The following is a 25137-nucleotide window of genomic DNA, read 5'->3' as shown; positions in this document are numbered from 1 at the left end:
CTGGGCAGTGTGGTTCGCCAATGACTCATGTCAACCGGTCCCTGGCCGGATTCACCGGCCGCGGATACGACAAGGGGCGCGGCGTCGTCGTGCAGATCCTGTGGCTCGTCGTGTCCGGTGCTGTCGTTACGCGATGGTGGTGCCCGTTGCGGCTTCGCTTGTGGATCCTTGAAGCATTCGGCGCATCGATCGGCCGCGGCACACTTATTCGACATCGAGTCAGGATTCACTGGCCGTGGAAACTGGTTGTCGGACAAGATAGCTGGATCGGTGAGGACACCTGGATCCTCAATCTCGAACCAGTCACTGTGGGCGACAACGTATGCATCTCGCAGTCGGTCCTGCTGTGCACGGGAAGCCACGACCGCCACTCGCCGACATTCGAATTCGACAACGCGCCAATAACTATCGGCGATGGCGTCTGGATCGCCACCCGCGCCACGCTCTTGCGTGGCGTGAAGGTCGGGGACCGATCGGTTATCGGCGCGACGGCGCTAATAACTGACGACGTGCCCTCAGACACGCTCATGGTGGCACCACGAGCCGTTGTTGGTGGCCGCTGATGCGGGTCCTACACGTTGTCACGCTCGCCTCGCCTGACTGCGCCTATGGCGGGCCGCTACGGGTCGCGTTCAACCAGGCAAATGCGCTACGCGACCGTGGTCACGAGATCACCGTTGCTGCAGCGGCATCCGGCTACCAACCGCTGCCGCAGGCAATAGACGCAGTCCCGGTGCGTCTGTTCCGCCACAAAACACTCATCCCCGGCACCGGGTTCGCGGGTCGATATGGCCAGGGCATGATTCGCTGGCTGAATCGAGCGGCGACTGACTACGACCTGCTTCATGTTCACATTGCTCGAGACTTGGTGACGCTGCCGGCGGCACGACTAGCGCAGCGCCGTGGTGTACCCGTGGTGCTCCAACCACACGGGATGATCGACGCCACCGACAAACTCCTCGCACGACCGCTCGACCGGTGGTGGACCAAACCGACGTTGGCCGCAGCGAGCGCTGTTTTCGCCCTGACAGAACATGAAGCCGAGGACCTGCGCAACGTTGTTGGCGGCCCGCTGCGTGTGACTCTGCTGCCCAACGGTGTTCCCGCCTATCCTTCGCCTCCGCAGATCCCTCATGGACCCCCGGAGGTTCTGTTCCTTGCACGGCTGCATCCCCGAAAACGCCCCGAAGTGTTCGTCGAAATGGCTATTGAGCTGCTGCGGCGCGGGTTCGACGCGCGGTTTGCGTTGGTCGGACCCGATGAAGGTTCAGGGGCGGAGGTAACAGCACTCATCAATGAATCTGCATTCGGGGGGCGCATCCGGTGGGAGGGCCCAATATCTCCCGAACGCGCGGTAGAGCGCCTGGCCCGCGCAACCATCTATGTCCTTCCATCGGTTGATGAGCCGTCGGGCATGTCCGTGCTTGAAGCGATGTCGGTTGCACGTCCCGTCGTTGTCACGGAAAGCTGCGGACTTGCGCCGGTGATCCGCCAGACTGGGAGCGGACGGGTCGTCGGGCACGACACCGACAGCCTCATCAACGCGGTTGCCGACTTGCTGGACAATCCGGTCGACGCAGGCAACGCAGGGTTATCCGGCCAGCGCGTCGTCCGCGAGACGATGACGATGAATGGAATCTCGGCCCGTCTGGAAGAGACCTATCTCGACATCGTGGGGCGGTGCGCGTGACCACCACCCGGACCTCTCGCAGTACAGCGCTGACAAGCACCCTCGACCAGGTCATGTCGAGCGCAAGTAACGGCTTGATCGTTCTTGCCGTTGCGCGCGTCGCGACGGTCAACGAGTTCGGCGCCGCGAGTTTGCTTTTCGCGATTTCAGCGGCGGCGATGGGCTGTGCGCGGGGTTCGCTCGGAACTCCGCTAATGCTCATGGCGGGCGACACCGACGATGAGATCCGCTCCGCGGCTAGCCGCGCGCTCAGTTCCGCGCTGCTGTTCGGCCTGATCGTTTCAGGGGGCGCGGTGGCGACCGGCATCCTTCTCGGCGAGGCAACGATTGGATACGCCTTCGCCGTGGCGATCCCGTTCATCCTCGCCACTGACGCGCTGCGCTATTCGGTGATTACCGCTGCGCGGCCGCACCTCGCGCTCACCTGGGACACCGTTTGGACGGTTGGCAGCTTCGTGATGCTCCTGGTCACCTGGCAGTCGAAGCATTTGTTTGGGCCGGCTACCGCTGTCCTTGTGTGGGCATTGTTGGCTGCAGTCTGCGCTATCGGTCTCGCATTCGCGTTCCATACGAAGCCCCGGGTCAACGGCCTGTTCGCATGGTGGAAAGAGGAGTACCTGCACCGGTTACGGTACGGGATCGAAGCGGGCCTGGAACAAGTCAACGTGATCATCGTGGTTTCGATCGCGACCGCAGCGATTGGCATGTCAGCGGCCGCCGCGCTCCGCGGATCCTCTACGGTGCTTGCGCCATTCGCGATTCTGATGAGCGCGCTGCCACTTGTCATCGTTCCGGAATCGGTCCGCGCGGGACTGTCTCCAGAACAGGTGTGGCGCAAACTGTGCAATATCGGCGTACTGGCGTCGGTCACGCTGCTGGTTTTTGGATTGGCTCTTTGGCTGGCGCCACCATCGATCGGCAGCTTGGTCCTCGGCGACTCGTGGGATGCGGCGCGCAATGTGATGCCGATTATCGCTATCGAATACGTGGGAGCCGCGTGGCTTCTCGTCGTCGCCAGTTTCCTCAAGTCTCAAGGAAAGAGCAGTGAACTGCTGGGCGCGCGACTCGCGTACTGCATCACATCGATCACCCTCTGCTCGGCGATCGCATTCCTTTCCAGGGAGGCTGTCGGCGTTGCAGTCGGCCTGGCAATAAGCTCACTGTCCATGTCGATCGCCGTCATCTACCGCATCCGGCCAGGGTCCGGTCGACACCGGGGACGCTAGCTCGCGAGCCGCGAATTATCCTGCGGCAACGCCAGGCGAAGGTGCAGGAAGTACCGGGGCTAGTTCGACAAGCCCGTCGATCACTTGCGATATTGCGGCAGGTTGACCATTTGGCCCGCGTGTAAATAGGCCCCCAAAGGTATCGTCCACTTCAGCGTAGCTGGGATCCTGTCGGCGAATGATATGGGCTTTTGGCAGGTTCCAGTACGGGGTGCGCGGATCGAGGTGATGATCGAGGTGATACTGATCGGCGTGAATTCCGGTGAGAAACTTTTCGATGCCGCGCGAATGCTTATTTCGCGTCATATGAAGCTCGGACTTAGTCGTCATCATCATCGGGGTGTGCTCGGAGAGTTCAATAAACCATCCGATGACCGGAAATGCAGTCGCGTACGGGACGAGCCAGAACAACACAAACTGTTCGAAATTTCCAGTGAGCACGAGAGTGCCGGCAACGATTGACCAGAAGCACAAGAATGCCATGCGGTCCAACCGCATACGCCGCTCCCAGTATAAATTTCTGTTGACGGGAGCCGGCAACGTGACGGCCTCGCCCGAGCCCTTTCGGTTGCGGTATTTCTGGCCCCAGCCTCGAACGCGCTCCGCCCATATCGGGAGGCACAACAGCGGTCGGATCAGCAGACGCCTAGTGAGTTGCTTACGATCGCCGCCATCGTAGACGCCGTCGGCTATAAATCTTCGCAGGTCCGGATCTAGATCCGCGTCCCCCAATCTCGGATGGTGCGTGGCAACATGTGAGCGCTTGAATCCGTAGTGACGACCGAGAATCGGATAAGCCGACAGCACGGTACCGATGACAAGGTTGAGCGTCGAATTCTTTGCGGCAATGCGGTGCGCGCTCCAATGTCGAAGATTCAGCAGCGCGCGCTGTCGGGTGCCAATGACAATGACGGCGAGCGGATAGCTCCACCAGCCCAAATAGTGCACCGCGACGACGGCAACCGCAATGATCGCGACATCTGCTGACCATCCCAGCAGGGCATGCCAGTTGTCCAACTTGTTCAAACTTTGCAACTGCGCATCGACGCTACTTTTGAAACGGATAACGCGAGGGCCACGGAGCCCGGTACGGCGCGTATGGTTCCCGGATCGGTCGGTTTCGGAACCGGATTCGTCTGGCCGCACTAGCCCTCCCCCCGATTCAACTCGCCGTTCGCCAGTCCAACAGATCACGATTTCTTGACATGCCCCATTACGAGGCGGCGCCGGCGAATACCTCTGTCGGACTGCTATCCGCCAAAATAGAATACCGCGGTCGTTTCAGGATAGGTAGCCGAAACGTAGTTCTGTGGATTCGCCCTCAGAGAATATCGATCATGTGTTCGCGTCAGCCAAAAGAAGCCAGCTTCGCGCGAATAGCTGCGACTGCTTGCTTAGGCGAGTAGTCGTTGTGATAGAGCCCGAAGTTATCGTCGGGCACCGACGAATCTACGGCGAGGTCGCGACTGTTGAATATAAGAACGGCGCCGATCCACGGCACGCCGTTGCAGGTATTGATTGCGTCCACCAGAATCTGAGCTTGTTGCTCTTCGGTCACCGAGACGTCGGTGTTGCCGGTGGGTTGTCCGTACTCGGTAATCCACAGCTTCTTCGCGCCGTCGCCCCTTGCGACCATGAGATTTCGCGCCAACTGGAGCACCGCCGCTCCGCCACCATCGCCGTATCGAGGGTCGCCTGTCAGCGGATACGGGAACGTGTAGGGATGTACGCCGATTCCATCGAAATATTGCTGGCCGCCAAGATCGTACAAGCCCGTGATGAAGTCGATATCCCGCGTCTCCGCGCGCGAGCTGGACGTTCCTCCGGTAATGATCGGCTCATTCCAAATTCCAACACTACGGATCGATGTATACGCGGCCTGCAACAGAGGCAAGTATGCGCTCGGTGTTGGCGGAATGAGATAGTGAGACAGGTTCGGCTCGTTCCAGATCTCATACATGCTCGTGTACTTCGCGTATCGCAACGCTACAGCTTGCGCGAAATCGCCGAAGTCACTGGGGTTCGCAGGTGCATTACCGTTCGCATTTGGGTCGGCGCCCGGCTTCAACGCCCAACCCGGGGCAGGGCCGTTGAGATTGAGGATGATCAGTAGTCGATTGTTTACCGCAGCCTGAACTGCAGTGTCTACCACGCTCCAGTCGAAATAGCTCTTTTGCCACGCCTGAACCAAGTTCCACTTGACTGGAATTCTGACAACATTGCCCCCAGTTTGCGCAATCGCCGCCATGTCTTGGGCAAGGTTCGCTCCGGGGAACTGCGTCTCGACCGTAGCTACTCCGACCGGCTGCGCAAGGAGTGATTGGCTGGCGAAATGCAGCGCTCCTGCGTGAGCGGAAGCAGTCCTGGTTAGTAACGCCGTCATTGTCAGGGACATCATGACTACCGCGCAGAATGCGACAGTTCGAACGCTCCGTGAGGACATCGAAATCCTTCTGGTTATCGGTGGTGCGAGAGATCCTTAGATTGCCAGAAGTTAACGCGAATTATTGACGCTGTGCCGATTCGGATATCGAATTGGAATCCAATTGGGTCGTCTCAGCGCAGCCGTCTACCGGCCTGGGGGTCGAGATGAACCGGCGGAGAGAATGTCACCAGAACCCCTTGATTAGCAAGAGCGCAGCACCATTGTTTTGATCAACATTTGTGGCGGTAATCTTCAGTGTTGCTCGGAGTTTGGTGTCGCATAGGAAGGGAGTCGCGAGTGTCGTCTCGACTCGCCATCCAGCGTTAGCTGGCCCCGGTACGGCGACGGATCCGACAGTCGTCGGCGTGGATTCCGTGGTGGCGATAATCCACTCCCATCCCACTGCGGTGGATGTGACGGCGCCCGCCGGTGACATTGTCTCGATGGACGTGATTAGCGCGCCGACGGGCAGAATAATGCAAACAGTTGATGAGCCAGCGGGAACACCATAAGGATCGCGGATACTGACCTCTCGGTAGGTGAGCGTCTGGATGAGGTCGCCGTTGTATCCGATGCGGGCATCCCATACTGCCGCTCCTCCCGCGTCGATGGCGTTCGTGTTCACCGTTCCCCGACACCGGCGAAATTCCACCGGCGGAAGTTGCCGGATGTTGCCTCCCGCCTGCGACGTGTTGTACAGCACCACGTCGGAAGGGCTCGGTTTCTGAAGCCAGGTACAACTGTCGAACAAAATTTCGTGCTGGAATTCATAGTCATTTATCGCGAACGCGACCAGAACTCCACCCGCAAGAACGCAATTCGAGAAGGTATAGGAAGGTCCAGCCGAGTTCAGGTAGGAAATGCTGATCAGATTGTTGTAGGTGTAGTACGGCGCTTGCGAGGAGAAGTCGGCGTTCGTGAATGACACACTGCCGTAGTTCCATTCGGAGTAGAGAAGACCGGCGTTGGAATTCTGGCCCTCAACGCGGACTCCTTCCGCTTGAAAACTGCACACACCCGACGCATGGTTGGAGCCGCGCAGGTTGAACAGAAATTGCGGCGACGTCAGGTCGTGGGCCCACGCGGAGACGTCCAAGCCGAAGATATGGAAGTGCCCGCCTTGGGCCACGTCGATGAACGGGGCCGAGCTGAGCCAGTGAGTGCAACCGTAGAACCAATAGTTCAGGAATTGATCAGAGGTGTTCGTCGCGCCCACGTGAAAGAAGGCGCCGTCGGCTTCGATGCACTGCGCGTGACAGTTCTCGAAAAAGAACTCGCTGTTGTTGTCTGTACCTTGCAGGTCCAATGCATATTTGAATCCTTGAAAGTAACAGTTTTGAAACATGTAGCGCTGCGCGGAATGCGTTGTCGATGACAGAAGGAAGGTGCACCCGGCGGTGGCGGCGTAGAAACCCAGATACTGGAAGTTCACCTTCAGCCAGAAGTCGTTCTGCGCCATCACGCCGGCCGTCGCCGGTTGAAAGATGATATTCGAGATACTGTTGCCGTATCCGGTGAAGGTGACTCCCTGCACCTTGCTCGACATGGTGCTGCTGATCAGCGCCGTTGGCGACTTCACCAGATAGTTTCCCGGCGGGACAATAATGTTGATCGACCCGACCTGGTCTCGATCCAGTGATAATGGCATTGTCGTTCGGGCTGCGTACGCGGCGGCGACTACTTGCGCGAATGCAGATGAGTCATCGGTAACCCCGTCACCGGCCGCGCCATAATCGCGCACGTTTAGCAAATACGACGGCCCCGCATATGCCGCCTCGCGAAGATTAGGCGCAACCGACGATGTTTCCTCAGTGCGACCACCGGGCTCAACTTGATCGGATTGCATAAATGCCGACGCGGCGAGCCCGCCGAGGCCGGCAGCAACCGACCCGCGGAACAAAGTTCGTCTCGCCAGAACGCTTGAATGGGTTCCCCGACTTGATCTCTGCATGACGCTCCTGAGTCGATTAGCGGCTAATGCGTGCGTGAACAGCAAAAGGAACGTTGGAAGCGTTTCGGCTTCTGCCGTCAGCAAGCAGGACCGCCGTACGGCTCAGCTCGAATTGATACCAACTTCTACTCAAAAGGAATGCGATCTTCGTCCGACACTGCACCGCACTCGCCAGCATGCCGACCGACCTTTTGCGATCGCCTCCTTGACCGCGAACCTAGCGCCGGGACGAGGTAGATGTTGGCGCACGGCAGCGCTCCAGCTCCTCGCCCACGAGGACCCTGTGTATGAACGCATCACCGAATTGGTCGACATCTACTTCAAAGTCGCCAACGATAACCACCCCGCAGCGAATTTGATGCTTGGACTCGACCAATGCCACCCCCGACACCGCGACTTCCACTCAACGCTCTTGCGGAACATAAAGCATTTCGGGAAGGGTAGCCGCCTCGGATGCGGGAGGTCAGTCAACCGTTCGAGGCCACCGGAATTCAAACGGACAGTTTCGATTTCGCTCGCAACACGGCGTGTCGTCGCAGCGGAGGCTTACAGCCCTTCCGAGTGCAAGAGTTGGGATGATGCCATCAGCTGCTAACAGGGACCGTCACAGGCGAGGACGCGGTGCATCAGATCGTATGCGTCTAGCAGCGCGCGGTGATCTCTAGCCCTACCCTTCATCATCAGGAGATAGCGATACGACCCGTCAGCTCTCGAGACAAGTTCTTCCAGGGCTCGCACGTCGAGCCGCTCGACGCCGTCAATTCCATATAGCCGTTCGGCGTAATCAGGAACCAAGCTGACCCGCTTGTCGATCGGCGGTTGCAGGGCAAAGTGATAACTAATACCTGCACTAGCCGGTGCTGCCCCAAGCACCGGCTCCTTCCCGAGAGCGACTTTTATCGCACAGTCAATCAAATCAACGCCTGATTGCTCGTGCACGAGGCTCGCAATCCCGCCACCGGGCACGCGCCCGTTGACTTCGATGATTCGGGGGCCTTCGCTCGTGAGCTTAATTTCAGTGTGGAGACACCCGGTCTCGACCCCGATTGCTTTGGCGGCCGCCACAGCCATTTCAATAATCGAATCCTGCTTGTCTCGTGAAACGGCGGCAGGAATGAATGCGCCGGTCTCTCGAAATGGATCGACCAAGGGCATTCGGCCAGTAACGGTGACAGGGTACACGTTTCCCCGTCCGACCACCAACTCGACTGACACGTAATCGCCGAAGCCTCCAGGTTGCGCCGCAGGGTATTCGCCAATCAATTGTTCGACAATCCAGCGTCGATTATTCCCGGAGTCTCTTTGGTCATTTATGTACGACAATGCTTGATCGGCGATCCGCGAATAGACAGTGTCGCGGCCACCGTTCCCCACTGCCGGTTTGACTACTGCTGGAAATGGGACTTTCGCGAGTTTGGACCGCATTTCGTCGACCGAATCAGTAGCTCCGATCCCGCAATACGCTGGGACCGGCACACCACTCGAACGCAGCGCATCACGCTGAGCTACCTTGTCGACCAGTCGAACTGCGACTTCAGGTGAGTTACCGGGGATGCCGAGGCGCCGTGCGATCTCCGCCGCGCGGACAATCTGGGCGTCTGCAAACGTTGTCACACCTTTCACACCTAGCGCGACCAGTTTGTCAGCAACAATGTCAATCGGATCTTTTGCTGCGTCCACAACTTCGCCGAAGCGCTGCAGTGCCCGTTTCGCGCCAACGGTCTCACCGGCAGTTCCGTCCACGATCCACGCCAGTCGGCATTGATTACGCGCCTTTACCGCAAGGTCAAGGATCGAGATGGAATCCGGCTCATACATGACCGCTAAGCACGGAAGGTCACAATTGTTCAACAACCAACACCGCTATCTTGTAGAATTGCGCAGAATCTGACATCGAATGCGAAGGATATACCGTGCGGACCCTGATCGGACAACTGTCACCGCTGTTCGATAAGGCCGCCTCAGCCCAACCTGCCGATCCCTGCCTGGCCGAAATCCGCGATTGGGTCGAAAACTTCCTGGCCCAACCGAATGCAAATCTAGGTAGATCTGGGCCGGTGTGCCCGTTCGTGCAGTCATCGATCGAAAGAGGTTTCCTGTGGTACTCGACGTTGCATGGGGAAAACCCTGACGTTTTGGACGTCAAATTAGAGGTTCGCGATTTGTTGGCAACCTTCGAGGAACTCGAGCCCACGGACGGCAGAGATGCAATCTTGAAAGCGATCATTCTCGCCTTTCCTGATGTAACGGACTACGAGGTTATCGACACGATCCAGCGAACTCTCAAGCCGGACTTCGTCCGCGAGGGAATGATGATCGGGCAGTTCTACCCAACCTGTAGCGAACCTGGACTCTGGAATTCCGACTTTCGGCCACTGCAGTCTCCTCGACCGCTCATCGCCATCCGACAGATGGTAAGCAGCGATTTCCCCTTCCTCAGCTCGGATCGCAGTTGGATTGAAACGTACCTGCGTCGCTATGCGCCGACGGTCCCATCCCTTGTGCGGTCCGAGCTAGCGAAGCGATTCAGCAACACCTGAGGCGGCGCGCCACCACGTAGTTTGACATAGCGTCATTTCACGTAAGGCAGTTTGGATAAAACACCGGCGCAAGAAGACGAATCGGTAGCCTTCCTACCCGCGTCCGCATCACACCACGACGCTCGGTGGATGCTGCCGGCGCGGTGTAATTGACGGCAACTGCATACGGAACCGGCCGGGGGCAGCGCCGCTCGTCAGCGGAAAGCCCGGAATGGCGGCACACACTTTGGCGCATTCCGCCGGCGCACGGTGTTACCTAGGTCAGCTCCCCGGCCGGGTGATAAGCGCGCCCACGGTGCGGATGATGATTTTGAAGTCGAGCCACAGGCTCCAGTTTTCAATGTAAAAATTGTCATGGAGCGCACGATCTTGAATCGACGTGTCCCCGCGCAAGCCGTGGATGGCGGCCCAACCGGTGAGCCCAGCGGGAATTCGGTGCCGGTGGCTGTAGCCGGGGATGGTTGATTCGAAATGATCGACAAAGTGTGGACGCTCGGGGCGGGGACCTACCAGAGTGATGTCGCCGCGGGCAATGTTCCACAGTTGAGGAAGCTCGTCGAGCGAACTCTTACGCAGAATTTTGCCCAGCCGGCTGACGCGGGAGTCGGCGCTGATGTTCCAGTTCGTTTGCGATTCATGCTCGTTCGCAGGTCGCATGGTCCGAAATTTGAAGATGGTGAATTCGTGGCCGTGCATGCCAACGCGAGTCTGCCGGAACAGTACCGGCGCAGAACGATCATCGATCCAAACGGCCAGCGCGATCAGGCCGAGCAAAGGGGCCAGCAGAGCAAGCGCGGTAAGGGCGGACAGCCGACTCGCGGCCAGTTTGACCCGCCATTGCAGCGAGCGGTGCACGTCGCGGCGCACCAGCATCAGCGGCACAGCACGGATGCGGTCCATGTTGCCGGTCATGGATAGGTACTCGAAAAATCTTGGCACAATGTAGATCTCGCAGCGGGTGCGATCGCATTCGCGTAGCGCCGAGACCACCGCACGGTCGGCGGTGTTGGAGAAAGCCACGATCACGACGTCGATGTTGTCGCGGTCGATGATCTCGCGCAGGGGCTGTACAGGTCCGACCGGCACGGGGCCCGAGGCTGCGCCGCTGACCGGGCGGTCGTCGATCATGACGACGGGTTCCAGGCCGAACTCAGGATTCTCGAGGATCGCCTTGCTCAGCGCGGCGGCGACCTCGCCACCACCGACCACAAGCGTCCGTGACCGGAAACGCGGCGAGCGACGCATCCTGCGAAGGACTGCGTAGAAGAGCGACCGCGTCACGAGCATCGACACGAACACCGCTGCCGCGGCGGTCAGCGCCACAGTCACCGGCGCACCGAACCTTGCTACGGCATACCCGCAGACCGTCGCCACTGTGGCCACCACCCCGACGACCGGTACGTCATCGAGCGCTGACAGCGTCAACCGACGCCGACCCCGTTCGCCGAGCCGCACGCCAATGGCGACCGCCACCCCGACAACTAGTGCCGCCGACAAACCCCGACACAGCACAAGCACGCACCCCGCGGCGGCAATGCCCTCCAATGCAGGCATCACCGCGACCGACATCCAACGCGCGATTCGAGCGCTGGAACCGGCGACCACACCGGGCACTGTCGTGACTGGCTCGACCGGGATCAGCTCAGCCGCAAGAGTCTCCACTGGGCCCGGCGCCGGATCCACCGGCGCAGGAATGATTTCGACAAGACTTGGCTGTACGCCACGCGCGTCCGTGCCAGCTCCCGCTCGGGCGGCGGCTCGACGCTGGCGACGGGTCGGACGCCTGCGGCGCGACTCCACCGATGTGGTCATTCTGCGGTCCTCGGCTCGAAGGGGGACTGTCATTCCTCGGCAGCGCCGGCCACAACCTTCAGATGCAGCGCGACTGCCGTTGCTGATTTCCAGGGCCCCCCGACCCACTCGCCTCGCCCTACCTGCCGAAACCTACCTGTGCGTCTAACCATGGCCAAGCACCTCAGGCACGACTCAATGTCGGACAAAATAGGCTCGAATAGTGCGTTTAACTGCATATTTGCCATCCGTTACTGGTATAGCGGCGGCAATAGTGTGATCTGGATCACAGGGTGAACTTTCGGGTGATGCGTGCCTCGTAGTGACTATAGAAAGGCAAGCAACGCACCGTATTTCAAAGCCATCACCGATCGCCTACCCACTCCACGGACTTCGAAACGCGAGTTAGCTAGCAAATGCTAAACATTTGCTGACAGCAAACATTTGCCAAGCACAACGGTTCCGCGCAGACCGCCGGATTGCGGCAAGCGGTCTAGAAATACCAGCTAGCGGGTTTCGCACCATCGCGTACACGATTTGCCGCACCAAGGGTGCACCGCAGTATCTTCATCGTCGGGCAGCAAATGGAGGTTCGGGTGCAATCGGTCAGTTCAATCGCCGAGGAGATCAGTCGCGACATCGCCGGGCCTGCGGCCGATGGAGTGGACCGCGACGCCAGATTTCCGATCGAAGCCGTCACGGCCATTCGAGAGGCCGGACTACTTGGCGCACTGGTGCCCAAAGACCTTGGTGGCCTTGGCGCCTCTTTGACCGACATCTCGCATGCAGTCCGCGTGCTTGCCCATTCGTGCGCGTCGACCGCGATGGTGCTGGCGATGCACAGTATCGAAGTGGCGTCGCTCGTGCGCCACGGTGAAACGGAGTGGATGCGGGATTTCGTAAGCAGGATCGCCCGCGATCGCCTTCTGCTGGCCAATGCCGGAAGCGAGGTCGGCGTCGGCGGTGGGGGCTGGAGCATATGCGCGGTTGAGACCAATGGTGAGCAGTTCCGATTGGAGAAGGAGGCTGCCACCGTCTCATTCGGCCGCTACGCCGACTGCCTCGTGGTCGCAGCCCGCCGAACGCCCGAAAGCGTTCCAGGTGACCAAGTTGCCGTGCTGTGTTTTCCGCCGGCCCTCGAGCTTCGGGAGATCGGCCCATGGGACACCTTTGGACTTCGCGGAACCTGCAGCAACGCCTTCCATATCAGCGCGTCCGGCTCGACTGATCAGATCCTGCCCGACACTGCAGCTGTGCAGGCCTGTACGTACGTTCCAGTCGCCAACATCCTGCGCGGCTCGGCTTGGCTCGGCATCGCCGAAAGCGCCTTTCTCCGGGCCCAGAAGGTGGTTTCTCGCCAAGCCCGCAAGCAGATCGGTGAAACGCCCGACTCCGCATTGGCTCTTGCCGATCTGGTGGTCACGTTGCAGGCCATGCGCGACAGTGTGCAGTCATCGATCCACGATTTTGGCCCGTTGGTCGACGTGCGACCGCCAACTCGACGGGAGTCGGTCCGGATGGACACCGTTAAGCTCAGCCAATCGCAGGCCCTCATTGAGATCGTCATCGGAGCTGCCACCATCTGCGGGATCTCGGGTTATCGGCTCGACTCCCCCGACAGCATGAGCCGCATCATCCGCGACGCCCTCTCTGCACCGATCATGGTGAACAACGGGAGGATCCGCCGGAGCAATGCGGAGTTGCTACTTGGCGTTCGCAACTACTGAGATCGATGACCAGGTTCGCCCAGAACGATCTCCGCGTACGCCGGTAAGCGTCTTAGACAAAGCCATGCCGTCACCCGGCAGGGGTGACTCCAACTTCTCCCCGGTCGGAGACAGTAATTCGCCACGTACGGCCATCCGCACCCTGGATAGTCGGCCCACCGGCCTCAATAACGCCGCCGTTCCCGTATATCGTCCAACCTGCAGGAAATGTCTTCACTGGAAACTCTCTCACCACGCTGTTGACCAGGTTGATGGCGATTCCGGCAGGAGCGTTCGCCGGATCGATCCGTAGCATCGAATCAGCCAAACCGTTTAGGTCGAGAGCAAAAATCACATTGGCCAGATAAGGGTGCCGGCAAGACTGGATGTCAAGCCCGGCACCGGTGCCGGAAACGAAGCAGTTAGTCATTCCGAATTGTAAGGGTCCATTGCCGCCAGATTGCCCTACCACAATCGCCGACTGGGCACCCTCGAACCAGACGTTCGTCAATGACCACCTACCGGCGTCGCCCTCGATGCGAAGGTGGCAGTCGGTTGCGGGCGCCTTCGAGACGAACTCCGAGTTCGAGATCGCCAGGCCCGCTCCGATCGAGCCATCCTGACACCAAATGCTGGTGTAATTTGTGGAAAACTTCGACTCAGTGAACGAATTGAACGGGCTGGATATCCGCGCTCCGATACCACAGTTGTCAATATCGCAATTAATGAACGAGGTACCGATCGTGCGGCCGGCGAGCACAATACCGGTCTGGCTCCGAAATGGCGTGTCCGCGTCGTGCTGGCCGCGCACCCGTACCGAATCAAACGCACAGCGCGTCGCGTCCACTAATTCGATAGCGGTACCGGTAGTACCTGTCACCCATAAGCCCAAGTTCTGAATTGACACTCCATCGACATTGGCTAATGCCAACAGTGTCTCATCGCCCTCATATAAGACAGTGGTGAGATCTGCGCCCGCCCCCGACACCGTTGCGTGGCTCGCAAACTTCGGAAGCCTAGTGACCCGGTAAACGCCAGGCGGTAAGTAAAGCGGGCGCCCAGTGCCTGCTGCCGCAGCGTAGGCCTTTGCGAGAGCGTTGGTGTCGTCGGCGTTACTGTCACCGACCGCTTTGAAGGGATCGGATTTGGCGTTCACGCATCCTAGCGGCAGTGATCGATCTGCGGTATCCGGACTTTGCCCGCTGCTGGTTAGGAACACTCCGGCGAGCACTGCGCCCACTCCAACTGCGCCTATTCCTACCGCTGCGCGGGATGTGCGGCTCTGCTCCCGCTCGTCGCAATCGCCTTCGAGAGACTCCTGGCGCACCGCTTCCTCTCGCTCGCGACTTGATTGCTCCATCATCCGCGGTGCTCTGGATTGGTGCTGCTGCAAGAGGTATGCGCTAGCTCACATTGTCGCTTGGAGGCAACCCGTCGCGACGCTCGCCAAGGTCTACCATTTAGTCGACTCAACATCGGTTTCTCGATTGAGAAATGAGCACCAACACCGACCACGGTCGCAATCGTAATCATGATCGGAACGGCCAACACCGGCGGATAAGCGATTCGTTGATGAACATAAAACGCAATCTTCGTTAGCACAGAAACAACCGGGAAATGCACCAAGTATAAAGCATAGGAGGCATCACCGAGGACTAGGAGGCTACGCGGGAACTTCAGCGCACCCCGCGATTCTAGGACAGCACTACCATAAACGATGAGAACGGCACCTACGCCTCTCCCGATGATTATTGACGCCGAACCGCTAGGGATATCAGCGAATACCACGAGAAGCCAGCAAGCCGCGAAACCAACAGCTCCTGTGATAAGAATTGACACAGGAGCGACGTGAATATTTCTTATGTAAGCTATTGCAGCGATCATGCCAAACGCAAACAGGAAGTGAAACGGCGTGAGGAAGAAACTCGCTGGATACGGCCAGTCGGTCACCATTTGTACCACCGAAAGCGTCGTCCAAATAATTGCAATCAACACGCCGACACGGAGTCTCCACAAGGCGATTGCGAATGCGATGTAGAACAGCAACTCATGCCGCAGCGTCCACTCCACGAAGAGAAACACCTCATGCTTCGCGGGCAGTGTGAGAAATGCCGAGACCACGGCACCGAATCCAACTTGTGCGTCTGACCTTAGGGATGGGACAACAATAAATAGTGCACATAAGCAGACCAGAACGAACCAAAGCAGAGGATAAATTCGTCTAAATCGCTTCCAAGCGAACAACGATACCGCGTCACCCTTTTGAAAGTCGGACCAATGCGCGATCAGAATTACGAATCCGCTCAGTACGAAGAAGTAGTTAACTCCGGAGTCTCCCGCACGAAAAATCCCTGCTGGACCGTGTCCAAAATACTTACTCTTCGCCATTGTGTCATTTACATGGAACGCTACAACCGCAAGCGCCGCCAAGCCGCGGCCGACCTGAAGTGAACTCAAGCGTCGGCGTGGGATTGTGGCTGTTGACTCGCTCAACCGATGCATTGTGTTCGACCTTCAACTACTGAGATGGATGCTTAAGCTTTGCGGCGCAACGAAACTTCTCACAGCTCAGATCACACCGAGGTCGGCAGCTGTCAGCGCGCCCGTGTTACTGACCTTTAGTTGCCAGGCATGACCGTTCGGCGACAAGACAATCGGCCCGTTTGCGTTGACCGTTATTGCGCGACCGATGACATTCCAGCCCGACGGAAATGTTGACAGTGGAAAGTCGTATTCCGCGGTGTTGATGAGGTTAATCGCTGAGCCTTGCGGGACTGTCTGTGGATTGATCCGCAAGAAGGTTGGTGACGAACCACCACTATCGGGATAGAAGATGACATTGGCCAGGTACGGTTGCCGGCAGTATTGGAGGTCTAGTCCGAATTTGGTGGCCGCCACTTGGCAGTTCACCATGCCGAACTGGGATGGTCCGCCCACACTGGCTTCACCGACCACAATCGCGGAACGGGCGCCCTCAAACCAGACGTTCGTCAGCCACCAGTTGTTGGCCTTGCCGTCGATGTAGATGTGCTTATCAGTCACCCTTGCGGTAGATACGAAATCGGTGTTCTGGATCGCCAATCCGGCATTAAAATTGTTACTAGTTCCAAGAATGCTCACATTGTTGCTATTGAACTTGGAGTTTGTGATGTAGTTTTGAATGCACGATGTTTGCAGGCCGATACCCAGATTGGTGAAGTCACAGTTTATGAACGTCGTACCGCCGGTATTCCCGGTCAGGATGACGCCGGTCTGGTTCAAGTATGCCGAGGTGTCTACGTGTTGCCCTCTGAAAACCACTGAGTCGAACGAACAGCGGAAGCACTGGTCCAGCGAGACGATCGTCCCGCTGGCCCCAGTTAGCCAGAAGCCGATCTTCTTGAAGGCCACACGCTGGGCGTTCGACAAGGTCAGCAGAGTTCCGGTGCCCTGGTAAAGGATAGTGCTCAGGTCCTCGCCGCCGCCAAGGACGGTCATGTAGCTCGCGATCGATGGTAACGAGGTAACCTTGTATACACCGGCTGGGAAATAAAGTGGCCGACGATTGCTCTCCGCTGACGCGTATGCGTTTGCAATGGCTGCGGTGTCATCAGCTTGCCCATCGCCTACGGCGTGGAATGGCGAGGCTCTGACGTTCACGTAATCCAGCGGCAACGCATTGTCCGACGCGCTGGAAACCAACTCGACTTCTGTTTCGTCCGCGGGCCAATGGCTGAGCATTTCGGTCACAACCGTGGCGGTGCCCACCGCGGCCGCTGCTGTCCCAGTGACAAAAGCTCGACGGCCAATCCTTTTATCGCGGCGTCGCCCCGCACTCATTCTGTCTCCGTATCCCTCGACGACACAGCCCTAGAATGCCTGCCCGTGTCTAATCGGCGACGAGAGTCGTTATTGACCCATTGACCTGCAGTATGACAACGCCACATCGACAGAGCGCCGCCATATTGGCGCGGCACAGCGAGAGCCGATGGGCGTCGTAACCAGACGCTAACCCGAGGATGCGCCGGGATTGAAATGGATGGGGGTGAAATGAGGAGTGATCGTGACAAAGGGTGCCATCGGCAAGCATGCAACGCGGTCGCGTCCAGAACGCCTGGTGTGTCGAGGTAATTATCCGCGGAACCGTTCTTGGCTGAGCGGTCAGCGCTGGCGTAACGATTTCTCGCTGCCATGTTCACCGCACGGCGTCGCGCGATCGCGGGTCGCGAAAAGCGCCCTGGTGCCGGGTCGCAGATCTCGGCGTTGCGAATCGATCCGGAATGAGTCCTTCTGTTTGTCGAAGCTTCTCAGCCAACGCTCCCAGCATGTGTCTAGATTCTTCGGACAGATCAAAGGCGAGGACAGCGAGTTGACGCAACGCGCGGTTCTTTAATTGGTTCACCAGGCGCAAGTCGTGTTCTGTGGTGTCGGCATACTCATCGTCGAAGAAGTAGTCGGGCCTTACCTTGAAAAATCGGGCCAGCGCGGTGATCGTCGCTTCCGAGGGGTTGGTTCGCTGGCCCGACCGAAGTTGCGATAGATACGGGTTCGATATGTGGTGGCCACTCGCAGCGAGCGCTTTGACCACTTCGGAGTTGGTGATCGGTTTTCGTCCGACGGGTTGAGCCATATCGAATAGCCTGTTCAGGCGGGTCGCAAATTCGTGCATTGCTGACTGTCCGCGTCCCTTCTTCTGTCGTTGGCGATACGACAGCGCGTGGCGCCCGTGTCTTTCGATGAGATCTGGCCAATCTCTTGTCCGCACACAAACGCACAAGCCGGGCCCATTCCTGCTGACGCGGAGCGCCGGCAGTTCCGACCCCCCGATTCGCGGCTCGTAGTCACCCGTAGCGAAAACATACTTCAGGTCCGGCCAGTGTCAACCTCGCCGACTTCAGGCTTGCGAACTGCGGCTAATCCGCCGAACCGCTTCTTAGCTGCACATTTGCGAGCCGAATACTCGCGACTTGTTACTCGATGTGACGTGAATCACAGGGTTAATTCTAGGGTGAATCGGCGCCCATCCCGAGCGTCGCTAAACACGAACGGCACCAGTACTTTTGAGGCGATTCGCGCGTTTCTGAAAAACCTGGCCCTGCCGGGTTGACAGAAGCGTAACGACGAGGGTGAGATGTTTGCTAGCGTTTTGACGGTCGCCGCGTCGGGAATCGGCTGCCAGCTACGTGAGCGTCGTGCCAAAGGCTTCCGACCGACAGATACGAGGGCCAGATTTCAAATGACAATGTCGAGACTTAGACGTGATCGGCGCATGCACAACGGCGGGCGGGGCCGGGCGTCACCGATGTGACAAGCCGGCGAGGGCCGCGCCAGGTGACGGCGGCGGCGCGCTATCCCGATTTTCGATGTGATGTGAACCTCGCGCCACCGACCTTCATGGACGAGTGTCCACACAGCAACCGAACTGCCACAACAAAGGACGCGTCGTGACAACCCTCAGCCATGCGGATTCCGAGGCCGAGATACGTTCCTACAGAACCGCGTTCGGCGTCAGCGCGGGAGTTTGGGCGCAGCGGTTGCACCATGTGCAAGACGCATACTGGATTGCGTCGGCGGGAAGTCTGCTGCCCGACTATAACCTCGCGCTGGTCCACGACCAGCCGGCTGCCGAACTCACGACCCTAGTCATTGACACTGTTCTCGCTTCGAAAGATCCAACGTTGGTGATGCTCGCCGGCGCAGGCCTGGGCGGCGCGCAGACTCTGGCAGATGCGAATTGGGTTTGTCTACGCACCTTGCCGTTGATGATGCTGAGTAACAACGGCGCGCCGGACCGCGCTGTCCGTCAATTGGTTCCGGCCGATCTACCCAGAGCACGGGAGATTGCCGCGGCTGCGTTCGCGGTGCCTGAGGAACTGGCGGCGACGATCTACTCCGCCACGGTTATGAACGACGAAAATGCGCTCTTTACTGGACTTTTCGATGAGGGCCAGCTTGTCAGCACGTTTGTGACATGCAGGAACGGATCGGTGATCACCGGATGGGCAATGGCTACTGACCCGGCGCGGATGCGGCGGGGACTGGCCGCACGTCTCATGGGCGCGACCGTGCATCTCGCGGCGCAACAACACGGCCCGACGGTGCTGCTCGGACTCGCCACGGACGCCGGGCGGCACACTTACGAGCAAATCGGTACTCGGGTCATCGAGCACTGGCAAATCTGGTCGCGTCCAAGGTGGGTGTTCGCAGGATGAACCAGACGGTCAAGGTGGGATGCGATGTAATTTCCGTTTCAGAAGTTGCAGCCAGCATCGAACGGTTCGGTGACCGCTATCTGGGTCGGATCTTTACCGACAACGAGAGAGCAGACTGTGCCGGAAGCACACACCAAGCTCAGCGATTCGCTGCACGATGGGCCGCCAAAGAGGCCGCGGTAAAAGTGCTACGACCAGCAGGCGACATGCTTCCGTGGACTTCCATCGAAGTTGTTCGCCATCCTTTCGGAGCGGTAGATCTGCGGTTTCACGGACACTCGGCGAAGCTGGCTCGTCAACGACGAATTGCAGCAACCAGCCTCTCGTTATCGCATCAGCCCGATATTGCGATCGCAGTAGTTGTCGCCATCCAACTGACCTTCGAAGACTTCGAGGAAGGACGGCATATGGACAAGCAGCAGCACTGTGCTCGGGAGCAACACCCCCGAGGTGGATTCTCATGACAACACCGCAGATAGTCGACCTGCACGCCGTCGAAGCATGCCTGGACAGCTGTGCCCAGTTGAGCGCTCCCGCAGCAACGATCGACCGCACCGCTGACCTTTACGACCTGGGGTTGTCCTCGCACGCAAGCGTGAACGTGATGATGGCGATTGAGGAGGCTCTAGACCTGCACTTTCCCGATTCGCTGCTGCGCAAGTCGACCTTCGCCAGCATCGAGGCAATTCTCGATGCAATCGCGACGATACGAACCCGCGCCGCGACTGACGGAGTAATGCAATGACTACATCGATGCGGCATCAGCCGACTCGCCTGCAAGCCAAAGCATCTCACGCGGCAAAACCGGAACGCATTGCTCTCACCGCGTCGTCGGTCGACCCAATTCGTGTGCATATGGTTGGTTCCGCCTGGTTCGGCACCGACAGAGGTGGATCGACCCGATACTTCAGCGATCTTTTTGCCGCGTTGCAGCGTCGCCCCGACATCAGCGCCACTGCCGCAGCTTTCGGTGTCGCCGACCCAGGTGGGCAGTCATGGGGAAGTTTCGACAGAGGAACGATCAGCCGGGTCCGTTCCTCACGATCGGCACCGCCAGCCGATACCGCAATCGTCGACCGGCACTATGCCCTGTATGGTCGCGGCGCCCCACGAGGGGCAAGCGTCGTGACCCACTTTCATGGCCCATGGTCGTTGGAAAGTGCCGCGGCCGGAAAGAACAAACCAACGGTCGCCGTGCAGCGTTTTGTCGAACAAGCCAGGTATCGCCGATCGGAGCGGTTCGTCGTGCTGTCGAGGGCCTTCAAAGCACTGCTGGTCGAACGCTATCGCGTGCACCCTGAGGCCGTTTCCGTCATTCCACCCGGTGTCGACCTGACTCGTTTCGAACCTTCAGCGATACCCGATGGGCCGCCGCGAGTGCTGTGTGTCCGGCGCCTCGAACGCCGTATGGGCTTGGATGTGCTCCTGGATGCTTGGCCGGCGGTGCTAGCCGACGTGCCGGACGCCCAACTGGACATCATTGGGACTGGTTCGATTGCTGGCGAACTTTCCGCGCACGTAGCTGGGTTGGGAATCGAACACTCGGTAAAACTGTGTGGGCAAGCTAGCGACGCCGAACTTACCGAGGCCTACCGCGCGGCAACGGTGACCGTTGTGCCGACACGCAGTCTGGAAGGGTTCGGACTGATCGCGCTCGAATCACTGGCGGCAGGTCGCGCGCCAGTCGTGACCGATGTCGGTGGTCTACCCGACTCGGTACACGACCTCGCACATGACCTCGTCGTACCTCCGGAAAATCCCGCGATGCTCGCCGAAAGGCTCGTCGGTGCGCTGCAAGGTGATCGACCAGATGTTGCACGTTGCCGGGCACACGCGGAGAACTTTTCCTGGTCGGCGTGCGCGGATCGACACGCCGCGCTGTATCACGAGGTGCGCGGGTGAAATCTATACGCGGCGGCGCAATCACCTTTCTGAGCCATACCGGCGCTCCCTCGGGAGCCGAGCTGGCCTTTACCCGGCTCGCGTGTGCGCTGGCGCAGCAGGGTTACCGCACGGCGGCGGTACTGACAGCACCAGGGCCCCTCACCGACCTCCTGCAGGAAGGTGGCGTCGAGGTCACTGTGTCACCGGTGTGCTTCGACAGCCGCTCGGTGACTAGAGACGGCTCCGTGATGCCGATTGTTCGTGGGGCATTCGCCATGCTGGCGGCGGGTTGGACTGTCGGGGGAGTACTCCGCGAGACGAAGTCGTCGGTCGTAATCGCCGAGTCGACGAAGGCGCTGCTGATGGGCACGATCGCTAGCCGCCGCGCCCGTATTCCGTTGGTTTGGCAAGTGCACGACCGCATCAGCCGCGAGTACTTCGGGTGGCTGGCACCGCTCATTCGATTTCTCGGGCTGGTCGTGGCGCACGCGTTCATAGCCAACAGCCAAGGGACCCGCCGCACACTCTGGACACTGTGGAAGCCGGTCACAGTGGCCTATCCGGGCGTCGACCTCACTACGGTGCCGGATCCGAAGCCCCAGCGACCTGCGGATCTTGTGCGCATCGCAATGGTCGGTCGCCTCACCGAATGGAAGGGGCAGGACCTCGTCCTCGAGGCGCTGGCGCAGACTCGCACTGCGGCTGAAGTGACCTTCATTGGCGGATCTCATTTTGGCGAAGAGCAATACGGCGCGCGGCTTCGCGCGCTCACAGAAGAGTTAGGTCTGAGCAATCGAGTGACATTCGTAGGGCACCAGCCGCGGCCACTGACAGCTATGGCGGACGCCGACATCGTCATTCAATACACGCGGCTCACCGAACCGTTCGGTCAGGTCGTGGTGGAGGCGATGGCGGTTGGCTGCGCGGTCATCGCCACCGATCTCGGTGGGCCGACCGAAATCGTGACTAATGGCGTCGACGGTGTGCTCGTCGCGCCCAACCGACCCGGTGAACTCGCGAGGGCGATCGATGATCTGGTCGCCGACCATGAGCTTCGTCTCGCTATCGCCGCGCGCGCTATGGACCGAGCCAAAGCCTTCAGCCTCGCGGCAAGTGCAGAATCGGCGCTGGCCGTACTGCGATCAGCTACTCCCGAAATCAGGTCGATGGTTCCGTGAGGACAAGTGCAACCTCCCGGCTTGCGGTCATTCGTGACGTCGGATTCGTATCCTTCGGCAAGTACGGCCAATACGCCGTGGCGCTGGTGACTCTGCCGTTCACCGCCCGCATACTCGGGCCCCACGGAATGGGTCTGCTGGCTGTGTCGATGTCGGCCTACTTCGTCGGATCTCTCGTGACCGACATGGGCATCACGCCCTACTTGGCCGCGCGAGTCGACAAACCGGGGCTGCCGCAGTTGCGTGGCAACTATGCGGCGGTGCGAGCGGCGATACTGACCGCGCTCGCCGCCTTGTTTCTGGCTACCGGGCTCACCGCGTTCACCCACTCTGTCCTGCCCGCACATGTACCCCTGTTGACGCTCGGACTGCTCGCCGGGGGCGTCAGTTCGGCCGGCGATGATTGGGTCTTGGTGGGCCAGAACCGGTTTGGCACGCTCGTAGGCATCCAGTCGGCCGGCCGGCTGGCTTACCTCGTCGCGCTGTTCGCGTTGTTGCCACTCGTCCGCAGCCCCTACACAGCAATGTTCTGCCTGCTCGGGTCATCGCTCATCCCGGTCCTCTGGTCATGGTTGATCACGATTCGCGACTACGGCAGGCCCCACCGCCCGCATCGACAATGGCGGCTGTTGCGGTTGGGTGCACCGATTCTGACAGCGCGCATGTTGGAAAACACCTACGAGCAGGCGGCTGCCACGGTGTTCTCACCAGCGCTCTCGCCCACCTCCATGGGCCTGTTTAGCGCCAGTGATCGACCCGTGCAGGCCGCAGGATCCCTTCTCGATGGCATCGGTTGGAGCATGCTGCCACGGATGGCGCGGTTCGACGACCTGCGAGGGGCGTTTCGGATGGTAGGCATTGTGGCCAGCATCGGAGCAGCCGCCGCCGCGGTGATGTGGATGCTGGCGCCATGGGTGGTACCCGTCCTCTTCGGACAGGACTTCGATGGCGCAATCGTCATCATGCGCGTCGAAGTGTGGGTACTGCCCGGCATGGCGGCCGCGTCATTCATCTCTACCGCCATCCTTCCGGTCTACCAGGACACCCGCGGAGCCATCTACGGTGCCGGCATCGGCGCAACCATCACCTTCACGGCGTTTGCAATCGCCTTACAGAACCACAGCGCGATGACTCTCGTGGTCGCGATCGTCACCGCCGAGAGCACGGTTGCACTGTTTTATCTCGGGCGAGTGCGATATCTGCAGACCCGGGCCGAGGCATCTCAGGAAACGGTCGCCGCATGAAGATCCTGTTCGTCGGCGACGACTGGTACGGCAGCAACGCGCGTTCGCTCGCCGATGGTTTCCGGCTGGCCGGTCACGACGTCGTCGTCATCGACACCACCGCGGTTACGCTGCCCAAGCGCGGCACGCCGCCGTGGATGTATGCCAAAGCGACCGGCAAGCGACATGCTCGAACCATCGAGGCCGTCCACCAACGACTTTCGACGGCAGCTGCCACAATGCGCCCGGACCTTCTCTTCTGCTACAAGTCGATCTTTCTCGATCAGGCGCGCCTGTTCGAACTTCCGTCGGCCCTGAAGATTCACTACAGCGCCGATGACGTGTCCAATCCGTACAACACAACACCGGAGTACTTGGCAGCCGAGCAATGCTGGGATGCAATCGTTACGACCAAGGCTCACAACGTATCCGAGCTCCGCGCACGCGGCGCCCGACACGCCGTCTTTGTGCTCAGCGCGTTCGATCCCGCCTGGCACCACCCCGTCGCACGGCGCACCGCGCACACATTCACCGCAGGCTTTGTCGGAGTCTTGCGACCCGACCGTGTGGAGTTGGTGACCGAACTCGCCCACCGGTATGGCGATGCCTTCTACGTTGCCGGGCCCGGTTGGCGTAGGCATGCCGCGCTCAAAACCAGCGGCGCTCACACTGCGGGCGCACAGTATGGCGAAGCGCTGTCGGTGGCAATCGCACCAATACTCGCCAATCTGGTCTTGCTCAATTCGGATAACCGAGACACGCACACCTGCCGGACATTTGAAGTTCCGGCCGCTGGAGGGCTCTTTGTGGGCCCTCGCACCATCGAACACGCCGAGTTGCTGACTGACGAAAAAGAAGCCTTCCTTTTCGACACACCGGACGAACTGAAGGACATCCTGGACCGGTGCGCCGCGGATCCGGCAACTGCCCGCGCGGTCGCCGAACGTGGCCATCGCGCCATCACCACCGGCGGGCATACATATCGGCACCGTGCCGAGCAGATTCTGGCGAGCGTCGTCTGATGTCGCCCGGTTACCTCCAAGTTGTTCACACCGCCATTCCGTTGGCGGTGTTGCTCGGACTGAGCCTGACCGCGCGGGGCATTCCCCGGATTCTGCTGGTGGTGCAGACGGTGTGCTGGAGTATCTCCTTCATCGGCCGGCCGATCTTGCTCCTCAAGGTGACGCCGCAACCCAGCTTTGGGGACTCGATTGCCGACCCGCGGTTGGCCTCCATCGGTTACGACTACGGTGTCGCTCACGTGCTCGCACCCATCGCTACCTCGATGTGGATATATGTCGCACTCGTCGCAGTTTTCGTTCTGTGGCAGCG

Annotated in this window: 21 protein-coding genes; 12 read left to right on the top strand and 9 right to left on the bottom strand. The window is 59.7% G+C overall.

The window, feature by feature from the left end:
• Positions 1–20: 20 nt before the first annotated feature.
• The 3 genes from FOS14_RS08315 to FOS14_RS08305 are packed head-to-tail and all read left to right on the top strand — an operon-like array spanning position 21 to position 2916.
• The gene (locus FOS14_RS08315; protein WP_143769819.1) at positions 21–563 is read left to right on the top strand and encodes a DapH/DapD/GlmU-related protein; all 543 of its coding nucleotides are present in this window, start codon (positions 21–23) and stop codon (positions 561–563) included.
• The gene (locus tag FOS14_RS08310) at positions 563–1690 is read left to right on the top strand and encodes a glycosyltransferase (RefSeq protein WP_143769818.1); all 1128 of its coding nucleotides are present in this window, start codon (positions 563–565) and stop codon (positions 1688–1690) included. The genes FOS14_RS08315 and FOS14_RS08310 overlap by 1 nt, the downstream gene beginning before the upstream one ends.
• Entirely contained in the window at positions 1687–2916 is a 1230-nt protein-coding gene (locus FOS14_RS08305; protein WP_185981675.1) for a hypothetical protein, read from the top strand. Before FOS14_RS08310 ends, FOS14_RS08305 begins: the two co-directional genes overlap by 4 nt.
• 15 nt (positions 2917–2931) lie before the next feature.
• Here the strand turns inward: FOS14_RS08305 and FOS14_RS08300 are convergent, their stop codons facing one another.
• The 4 genes from FOS14_RS08300 to FOS14_RS08285 form a co-directional block, all read right to left on the bottom strand.
• The gene (locus FOS14_RS08300) at positions 2932–3942 is read right to left on the bottom strand and encodes a fatty acid desaturase family protein (protein ID WP_221936673.1); all 1011 of its coding nucleotides are present in this window, start codon (positions 3940–3942) and stop codon (positions 2932–2934) included.
• Positions 3943–4264: 322 nt separating this feature from the next.
• Positions 4265–5314: a cellulase family glycosylhydrolase gene (locus tag FOS14_RS08295; RefSeq protein WP_255450162.1), complete on the bottom strand. Its 1050-nt coding sequence runs from the start codon at positions 5312–5314 to the stop codon at positions 4265–4267.
• A gap of 211 nt (positions 5315–5525) precedes the next feature.
• Entirely contained in the window at positions 5526–7376 is a 1851-nt protein-coding gene (locus FOS14_RS08290; protein ID WP_143769815.1) for a glycosyl hydrolase family 28-related protein, read from the bottom strand.
• Between the two features lie 507 nt (positions 7377–7883).
• The gene (locus tag FOS14_RS08285) at positions 7884–9110 is read right to left on the bottom strand and encodes an acetyl-CoA carboxylase biotin carboxylase subunit family protein (protein WP_143769814.1); all 1227 of its coding nucleotides are present in this window, start codon (positions 9108–9110) and stop codon (positions 7884–7886) included.
• 95 nt (positions 9111–9205) lie between these two features.
• Between FOS14_RS08285 and FOS14_RS08280 the strand changes: the two genes are divergently transcribed.
• Positions 9206–9832, top strand: a complete 627-nt coding sequence (locus FOS14_RS08280; RefSeq protein ID WP_143769813.1) for a DUF6875 domain-containing protein — start codon at positions 9206–9208, stop codon at positions 9830–9832.
• Between the two features lie 261 nt (positions 9833–10093).
• Here FOS14_RS08280 and FOS14_RS08275 read toward each other — a convergent pair whose 3' ends face one another.
• Entirely contained in the window at positions 10094–11386 is a 1293-nt protein-coding gene (locus tag FOS14_RS08275) for an exopolysaccharide biosynthesis polyprenyl glycosylphosphotransferase (protein WP_255450175.1), read from the bottom strand.
• An 821-nt stretch (positions 11387–12207) separates the two neighbouring features.
• On the opposite strand from FOS14_RS08275, the gene FOS14_RS08270 reads away from it, so the two are divergent.
• Positions 12208–13350 carry an acyl-CoA dehydrogenase family protein gene (locus FOS14_RS08270; protein ID WP_255450174.1) on the top strand — a complete coding sequence of 381 codons (1143 nt, stop codon included), beginning with the start codon at positions 12208–12210 and terminating at the stop codon, positions 13348–13350.
• A gap of 70 nt (positions 13351–13420) precedes the next feature.
• Here the strand turns inward: FOS14_RS08270 and FOS14_RS08265 are convergent, their stop codons facing one another.
• From FOS14_RS08265 to FOS14_RS08250, 4 genes are all read right to left on the bottom strand, one after another.
• A complete protein-coding gene (locus FOS14_RS08265; RefSeq protein WP_185981672.1) occupies positions 13421–14485 on the bottom strand; it encodes a glycosyl hydrolase family 28-related protein in 1065 nt (354 codons plus the stop codon).
• A 203-nt stretch (positions 14486–14688) separates the two neighbouring features.
• Complete coding sequence (locus FOS14_RS08260) at positions 14689–15822, bottom strand: acyltransferase (RefSeq protein WP_185981671.1); 1134 nt, start codon at positions 15820–15822, stop codon at positions 14689–14691.
• A 75-nt stretch (positions 15823–15897) separates the two neighbouring features.
• Positions 15898–17148, bottom strand: a complete 1251-nt coding sequence (locus FOS14_RS08255) for a glycosyl hydrolase family 28-related protein (RefSeq protein ID WP_143769808.1) — start codon at positions 17146–17148, stop codon at positions 15898–15900.
• A 355-nt stretch (positions 17149–17503) separates the two neighbouring features.
• Complete coding sequence (locus tag FOS14_RS08250; protein WP_143769807.1) at positions 17504–17977, bottom strand: helix-turn-helix domain-containing protein; 474 nt, start codon at positions 17975–17977, stop codon at positions 17504–17506.
• A gap of 775 nt (positions 17978–18752) precedes the next feature.
• Here FOS14_RS08250 and FOS14_RS08245 point away from each other — a divergent pair.
• Genes FOS14_RS08245 through FOS14_RS08215 form a run of 7 tightly spaced genes read left to right on the top strand, consistent with a single transcriptional unit; the run spans position 18753 to position 24827 of the window.
• Complete coding sequence (locus FOS14_RS08245; RefSeq protein WP_143769806.1) at positions 18753–19520, top strand: hypothetical protein; 768 nt, start codon at positions 18753–18755, stop codon at positions 19518–19520.
• Positions 19517–19984: a holo-ACP synthase gene (locus FOS14_RS08240; protein ID WP_143769805.1), complete on the top strand. Its 468-nt coding sequence runs from the start codon at positions 19517–19519 to the stop codon at positions 19982–19984. Before FOS14_RS08245 ends, FOS14_RS08240 begins: the two co-directional genes overlap by 4 nt.
• A complete protein-coding gene (locus FOS14_RS08235; protein WP_143769804.1) occupies positions 19981–20265 on the top strand; it encodes an acyl carrier protein in 285 nt (94 codons plus the stop codon). Before FOS14_RS08240 ends, FOS14_RS08235 begins: the two co-directional genes overlap by 4 nt.
• Positions 20262–21422, top strand: coding sequence for a glycosyltransferase family 4 protein (locus tag FOS14_RS08230; RefSeq protein ID WP_370512190.1), 1161 nt, complete (start codon positions 20262–20264; stop codon positions 21420–21422). The genes FOS14_RS08235 and FOS14_RS08230 overlap by 4 nt, the downstream gene beginning before the upstream one ends.
• Entirely contained in the window at positions 21419–22582 is a 1164-nt protein-coding gene (locus FOS14_RS08225; RefSeq protein ID WP_255450161.1) for a glycosyltransferase family 4 protein, read from the top strand. The genes FOS14_RS08230 and FOS14_RS08225 overlap by 4 nt, the downstream gene beginning before the upstream one ends.
• A complete protein-coding gene (locus FOS14_RS08220) occupies positions 22579–23826 on the top strand; it encodes a lipopolysaccharide biosynthesis protein (RefSeq protein WP_255450160.1) in 1248 nt (415 codons plus the stop codon). Before FOS14_RS08225 ends, FOS14_RS08220 begins: the two co-directional genes overlap by 4 nt.
• The gene (locus FOS14_RS08215; protein ID WP_143769803.1) at positions 23823–24827 is read left to right on the top strand and encodes a glycosyltransferase; all 1005 of its coding nucleotides are present in this window, start codon (positions 23823–23825) and stop codon (positions 24825–24827) included. Before FOS14_RS08220 ends, FOS14_RS08215 begins: the two co-directional genes overlap by 4 nt.
• The last annotated feature ends 310 nt before the right edge of the window (positions 24828–25137 follow it).

Source organism: Skermania sp. ID1734, from assembly GCF_007489285.1.
In the GTDB taxonomy this organism is placed as follows: Bacteria; Actinomycetota; Actinomycetes; order Mycobacteriales; family Mycobacteriaceae; genus ID1734.
The sequence above is the reverse complement of the archived record's forward strand: the minus strand, read 5'-3'. Positions and strand labels throughout refer to the sequence as shown.